At 48.8% G+C, this 4,886-nt stretch carries 4 protein-coding genes; 1 reads left to right on the forward strand and 3 read right to left on the reverse strand.

Annotation, left to right across the window (positions count from 1 at the left end; genetic code table 11):
• The first annotated feature begins 127 nt into the window (after positions 1-127).
• On the forward strand, positions 128-1,042 hold the full coding sequence (locus CLOSYM_RS02225; RefSeq protein ID WP_044902062.1) for an AraC family transcriptional regulator: 915 nt from the start codon (positions 128-130) through the stop codon (positions 1,040-1,042).
• A gap of 52 nt (positions 1,043-1,094) precedes the next feature.
• On the opposite strand, the gene ytvI is transcribed toward CLOSYM_RS02225, so the two are convergent.
• The 3 genes from ytvI to CLOSYM_RS02240 all read right to left on the reverse strand — a co-directional run bounded on the left by ytvI (position 1,095) and on the right by CLOSYM_RS02240 (position 4,806).
• Positions 1,095-2,219: a sporulation integral membrane protein YtvI gene (ytvI, locus tag CLOSYM_RS02230; RefSeq protein WP_003499553.1), complete on the reverse strand. Its 1,125-nt coding sequence runs from the start codon at positions 2,217-2,219 to the stop codon at positions 1,095-1,097.
• An 87-nt stretch (positions 2,220-2,306) separates the two neighbouring features.
• The gene (locus tag CLOSYM_RS02235; protein WP_009295801.1) at positions 2,307-3,497 is read right to left on the reverse strand and encodes a pyridoxal phosphate-dependent aminotransferase; all 1,191 of its coding nucleotides are present in this window, start codon (positions 3,495-3,497) and stop codon (positions 2,307-2,309) included.
• A 19-nt stretch (positions 3,498-3,516) separates the two neighbouring features.
• Positions 3,517-4,806 carry an O-antigen polymerase gene (locus CLOSYM_RS02240; protein ID WP_044902063.1) on the reverse strand — a complete coding sequence of 430 codons (1,290 nt, stop codon included), beginning with the start codon at positions 4,804-4,806 and terminating at the stop codon, positions 3,517-3,519.
• Between the last annotated feature and the right edge of the window lie 80 nt (positions 4,807-4,886).

Below are 4,886 nucleotides of genomic sequence, written 5' to 3' on the forward strand. Positions count from 1 at the left end.
CGGCGTCCTCACCTGCTTAACTAAATCTCCATTATGCTTTAGCAACTGCCCCCCCCGTCCGAACTGTTACCTATAATGATATTACCATGCGAATCACATCAAGCTCACGAAAGGAGGCTGCCTGCCTATGGATTCTTACGAAAAACGAGGCTATCTGGATCGGGAATTCCGGCTGTTCCATCTCTCAGCCTGTCTCCCCGGCGATATCTCCTATCATTACCATGACTTTGATAAAATCCTGATTTTTCTCCGCGGAGATGTGGATTATGTCATAGAGGGCCGTTCCTATCACCTGAACCCATACGACATCGTTCTGGTCGGCCACCATTCCATTCATAAGCCGCTGCTCCGTTCCGGGGATGTCTATGAGCGGATCGTCGTATACCTCTCTCCCGGTTACGTGGACAGTTTCCGCACCGAGAACTGCGACTTAAGCCGCTGCTTTAAAGACGCCAGGGAACACTGCTCCGATGTGCTTCGGATCAGTTCCCTGAAAATCAGCTCTCTCTATGAAAGCCTGATCCGCCTTGAAAAAGCATGCCGGGAAGACGGCTATGCCAAAGAACTGTACTGCCGTATTCTTTTTCTGGAGTTTATGATCCATCTGAACCGGGCTGCGTCCGGGAGCCATCTGGAATATGTAAGCACCAGCCCCAGCAGCGAAAAGGTTCTGGAAATCATGCGCTATATCTCGGAAAATCCTTCCGCCGACTTCACAATTGACAGTCTGGCCTCCCGGTTTTTCCTGAGTAAATTCCATATGATGCGTCTCTTCAAACAGGAAACTGGTTATACCATCAACAGCTACATAAATGAGAAGCGCCTCCTGATGGCCAAGGAACTGCTGGGCCGTAACCTGCCGGTAACCGAGGTCTGTTTCCGCTGCGGCTTCCGCAACTATGCCGCTTTCCTTCGGGCATACAAAAAAAACTTCGGTGAAAATCCAAAATCCGGCAAGAGACCGGAAGGACGGACGTCAGTCGATAACCTGCACGCTCCGCGCACAGAGCACCGCCTTCAAAAAAAGCCATTGTCCAAGTAGGTTATTCATTCCTTCTGGCGCAATGGCTCTTTCACAGTAACCTTTACAGGCCTTATTCTCCTTTTCGGAATTTATCCACTTCTTTTATCAGCATCTTCGTGTTCTCAATCATAGAGTCAAAGGCCCCGTATTTATAAAAATTAATAAATATAAGACCAATCGGCACAGCCAGGATCATACCTGCGATTCCTTTCACTTTGTACCCCATATAGAGCAGGAACAGCGTAATCAGCGGGGGCAGCCCCATGGAATCTCCCACAATCTTCGGCTGGATAATCTGCCGCACGACCTGCGTTGTGATATATATCAGAATCAGACCGGCCGCATACGGATATTCTGCCGAAAACAGTTTTACGACCGCCCAGGGCAGCAGAACGGTCCCTGTTCCGAAAATCGGCAGAAAATCCAGAACCGCTATCAGCACGGCAAGCACCAGACTGTATTTGACTCCCAATATCATAAGACCTGCCGCCAGGATAGCCGCCACGACAAACATGATTCGGAACTGTGCCAGAAAATAGCCGCCTATCAGCCCTCTCGCGTCCTTCTTCAGATAGTCCACATACCGGAACACGAATGGCGGCAGCACGGCCTTCAAGCCGCGCAGAATCTTATCGCGCTCCACCAGGAACAGATAGGATGCCAAAATCATGATGACTGTGTTCACCATGACGTTCGGAATGCCTTTTGCCACATTTCCCGCAATCTCCACTGTGGGAGCCGCTGCTTTGGAGAACAGCGCACCGATGGTTCCTCCCAAATTATCGGAGATTTCAAGAAGCGGTTTCTGGAGGCTGTCCGGCAGATAAGTGACCAGCTTCCTGCTGTTCTCAATGGCTTCCGTGATCTCACTCAGCGCATTGTCATACAGCAACGGCAGATCCTTCACAAATCCTGCCATCTCCGTGTAGGTCCACACGACTGCCAGATATAACAGACCTATGACAAGGATGAGAACACCCACGATTATCACCATGGAACCGTGGCGGCGCACCAGCTTTAAATGGCGTTCAAGGAACTTAACAAGGGGATTTGCAATCAGCGCAATAATCCACCCGATTACAAACGGCATGAAAAATCCCAGCAGCTTTGGACCAAGAAAACACACAATACAAAGACCCGCCAGAGGAATTAAAATGTTTAATATCATTCTGAGAAATCTTTTTGCATCCTCCAACCAGAAACACCTCCTAAAGCCGTCAGATTCCGGCTTACACTGAATGACAGATGAATACTGAATCACAAATAATTGTTAACTGTCAGCTTAAATTAAATGGTAATGCTCCGCTATCTTTTTAAATGCCGGCAGGGAGCGCTCAATCTTATCGTACGAAACACAATATGCAATCCTCACATAACCCGGACAGGCAAAGGAACTTCCCGGCACTACCAGCACATTATACTGCTTCGCCGTCTCACAGAATTCCTTTTCATTCTCCACCGGTGATTTCACAAAGAGATAAAAAGCGCCTTCCGGCTTGATGCAGTCAAAGCCATAATCCTTCAGGCTGTTATACAGGAGATTTCTGTTCCTGTCATATGCCGCCACATCCACTTCGGCGTCAACGCAGCGCTTAATCACCCTCTGCATCAGGGACGGGGCGTTGACACAGCCCAGCACGCGGTTGGCGATGGTGGCAGCCTGAATCACATCTCTGCTGTCTTCCATCTCATCCGGAATTACCAGATATCCAATCCGCTCTCCCGGGAGGGATAAAGACTTGCTGTAGGAGTAGCAGATAACGGTATTATGGTAATAATTTGTCACCCAGGGAACCGTGGCCCCGTCATAAGCCAGTTCGCGGTACGGCTCATCTGATATGAGGACAATGGAACTTCCCAGCTCTTTTTCCTTCTTTTCCAGGATAGCTGCAATTCTTCTGAGTGTTTCATCCGAGTAAATCACACCTGTCGGGTTATTGGGAGTGTTGATAATAACGGCTTTTGTCTTTCCGTTTATTTTCTCCTCAAACTCCTGCAGATTCGGCTGGAAATCCACGGTATTCGGAGACACGACGACAAGTTCTCCGTCGTATCCCCGCACATAGGAGCCATATTCCACAAAATACGGGGCAAATGTGATAACCTCTTCGCCAGGATTTAAGAGTGTTTTTAAAATTACATTCAGGCCGCTGGCCGCACCTACGGTCATCAGAATATTTGAGGAACCAAATGACGTATTAAACCGCCGGTTCAGCGACTCTGCGATGGTCTCGCGCACATCCTCATATCCTGCATTGGACATATACCCATGTACAAAAAGAGAATCCTCTTCCTCTATTATATCCTTAATTGCCTGATTTACTTCTTCCGGCGCCGGAACGCTGGGATTGCCCAGGCTGAAATCAAATACATTCTCCTGTCCGTGGATCGCGGCAAGCTTCTTTCCTTCTTCAAACATCATTCTGATTGCAGAGTTATTCTGCATAAGCGGTATCATCTTTTTTGAAATCATCACTTTTATCCCCTTTTCTTTATTTTATTGTGCCCCATCGCCTGGACACGGCAAACGCGGCTGCTCCCGTAACCGCCAGGTAAAACCAGGTTGTCGGATTGCTGAACCAGGTTGTGAAGAAAGACAGCATCATATAGATCGCAATCTGGGAATAGAACAGATACATAATCGGATTGCGTACCTTCTTCATCGCCTGCATCATATAGAAAGCCAAGGCCCCCAGTATACAGGAAAGTCCCAGCACACCAATGATTCCAAAATCATAGTAGGCGTCATAGAATACAGTCAGAGTGGTCAGTTCCTCCTTATTGACGAAATAAGGGAAATTCACCAGACCGGGAAATTTAAATTTGAGTCCTGACAGAGTCCACAGCGGCGCCAGCATCTTGAGTCCCCAGGAATGGCTTCCCAGTTCCTCTACCAGACAGTTAAAATTGTCATAATTGTTAGCCACATACATATAAGGCTGCGTGATAAAAATCGGCATATTCCCGTTCTTCATTTCAAAAACAGCATTCAAATACGTCACATCATGGCTTCTGGCCACTGTCAGCAGGAGATAAAGAAGCACTAATGCCGCCAGGGCAAAAACCGCATAAAGCAGGTTCAGCCTGCTGTCCATCTGAATATAGGTCAGCACAGCCAGGATTACCGCAAAAATCAGCTGGAACCTGGAGACGCACAGAATCGGTATGGCCAGGGCAATCAGGCCCAGCACGGCTATGATTGCGCTTCCCGCTCTGTTCCTTCCTCTGTTGATGCAGTAATAGATGACGCACAGCGATGGCACCAGAACAGATGAAACCGTGAAATAATGGATCCCGGTCAGATGGAAGGCCGAATATGCATGGGGCACGCCTCTGACAAACAGAGGCACATATCCCAGCGCCGCCGCCTCAATCAGGAAACAGCCAACGGATACTGCCGTCAGGCCGCAGGCACAGAAAAAGACGGACTGTTCATAATTTCCAAACGCGTTAAACCGCATCGGGCTTACACGTTCCGTGCCGATATAATGTTCCAGAAACCAGAACACTGCGTAGAAGCCGGCAAATGCCGCCAGAAAGCAGAGCCAGGTCATTGCCGGCCAGTCGGCGCCCAGACGGCTGAGCTTTAAGCATGCCAGTCCCTGTCCGCCGACCCAGGAGAGCGAAAAAAGCCCCCGCAGATTCAGCATATTCTCTGTTCTTTTATAGTCCATTAAGTAAAGATATAGGGCTGCCCCTATCAGTCCGGCACCGGACAGATAGAAATGGCCGCTCTTTGCAAACAGCCATGCGGCTGCGTAACATAGTGCGTAAACTGTCATACTTTTCATCCTCAACAGGTATCTTCCTAATTTTTATCAGTTATCTGACGTATCCCGTCCCCCGCCGATATGGCAGGGGG

The sequence above is a fragment of the [Clostridium] symbiosum ATCC 14940 genome (assembly GCF_000466485.1).
Classification (GTDB): Bacteria; Bacillota; Clostridia; order Lachnospirales; family Lachnospiraceae; genus Otoolea; species Otoolea symbiosa.

What these genes read in the sequence shown, in the direction of transcription:
- CLOSYM_RS02225 (WP_044902062.1), top strand. Translation starts at nt 128, where the DNA reads ATGGATTCTTACGAAAAACGAGGCTATCTGGATCGGGAATTCCGGCTG.
- CLOSYM_RS02235 (WP_009295801.1), bottom strand. Translation starts at nt 3,497, where the DNA reads ATGATTTCAAAAAAGATGATACCGCTTATGCAGAATAACTCTGCAATC.
- CLOSYM_RS02240 (WP_044902063.1), bottom strand. Translation starts at nt 4,806, where the DNA reads ATGACAGTTTACGCACTATGTTACGCAGCCGCATGGCTGTTTGCAAAG.